This window comes from Luteibaculum oceani, assembly GCF_007995015.1.
Taxonomy (GTDB): Bacteria; Bacteroidota; Bacteroidia; order Flavobacteriales_D; family Luteibaculaceae; genus Luteibaculum; species Luteibaculum oceani.
In genome coordinates this window covers 1-1,222 of the sequence record NZ_VORB01000023.1, presented here as the reverse complement: position 1 = coordinate 1,222, position 1,222 = coordinate 1, and the positions used below count along the sequence as shown (strand labels likewise).

General features: G+C 38.4%; 2 protein-coding genes. Both read right to left on the bottom strand.

The genetic code is table 11. The features are described from left to right. Positions 1-49: 49 nt before the first annotated feature. On the bottom strand, positions 50-856 hold the full coding sequence (locus tag FRX97_RS12135; RefSeq protein ID WP_147015487.1) for an IS3 family transposase: 807 nt from the start codon (positions 854-856) through the stop codon (positions 50-52). A gap of 11 nt (positions 857-867) precedes the next feature. Continuing rightward, on the bottom strand, positions 868-1,158 hold the full coding sequence (locus FRX97_RS12130) for a transposase (RefSeq protein ID WP_147015486.1): 291 nt from the start codon (positions 1,156-1,158) through the stop codon (positions 868-870). Positions 1,159-1,222 lie beyond the last annotated feature (64 nt).

Genomic DNA, 1,222 nt, shown 5'->3' with positions numbered 1-1,222 from the left:
TGAAGTACTCCCCGTTTGATGGACCAGTAGTTGCTCAAATATAGTTGATTTAAGCAGCCATATATAAATCAACTGGTTTTCTTCTGTTAATACCTTGATGTTTTCGTTTGTTGTATTTGAGAATAAAGGCTTTAATACCTAGGTACAGATCTATGCCATTACCTGCTGGATTTAGGTAAACATATTTTTGTTTCACCGTCCTGAACCAGCGTTCTATAAATGCATTATCTGTCGCTCTTCCTTTCCCGTCCATACTTACCATAATCCCTAAAGACTTTACTGTACTTACCCAATGTTCACTGGTGTATTGAGCCCCTTGATCTGAGTTAATGATTTCTGGTTTACCGTATTGCTGGATCGCCTCTAGGAGCACCGTAGTTTGGATTTCTTTATCCAGGGTGTTAGAGATGTTCCATCCTACGATAAACCTGCTGTAAACGTCTATTATGGCCGTTAAATACATAAAGCCAGACTTCATTGGGATATAAGATATGTCTATAGCCCAAACTTGATTTGCTCGTTCTATTTTCAAGTTTCGCAGTAAGTACGGGTGTATGTATTTTGCTTTACCTAGACGGCTTAGATTCTTCTTCGGATAAATGGGTTCAATAGCCATTAGCCTTAACAGCCTTCGTATCCGTTTCTCATTGTAATGTAAATTTAAATCGTCAAGCTCATGTTGCATCCCAAGCACGCCGAGAGTCGGGTCTTGTAGAAAAAGCTTATCCATGGTACGCATAAGTTTTAAATTCTCTTGACTCTCACCTTTTGGCTTGATGTACAGACTGCTACGATTGATTTCCAGTAACTTACATTGTTTTCTAAGGCTCAACTCATGGTTGTGATTAACGAGCATCTTCAGTTCGGTTACAGTCCGGTTTTCTTTAAGCTTTTTTTTAAAAAGTCATTTTCAACCTTGAGCTGACCTATCTGTTTAAACAGCTCATCTACCTTTTTTTCATCATCTTCTTTAGGGTTTTTATCTCCTCCGAATGCTTGATCTGCGTGCTCTAGAAAATCCCTTTTCCACATGGAAATTTGATTGGGATGAATCTCAAATCTTTTGGCTAATTCAGCAGCCGTCTCACGCTCTTTTAGCGCTTCTATTGCTACCATTGCCTTAAATTTAGCTGTGAATTTCCTTTTTGTTCGTGCCATTTCTAACGGTTTTTTTAAATGTAAATAAACTTAACCGCTGGTCCACTTTTTAGGGAGTATTACA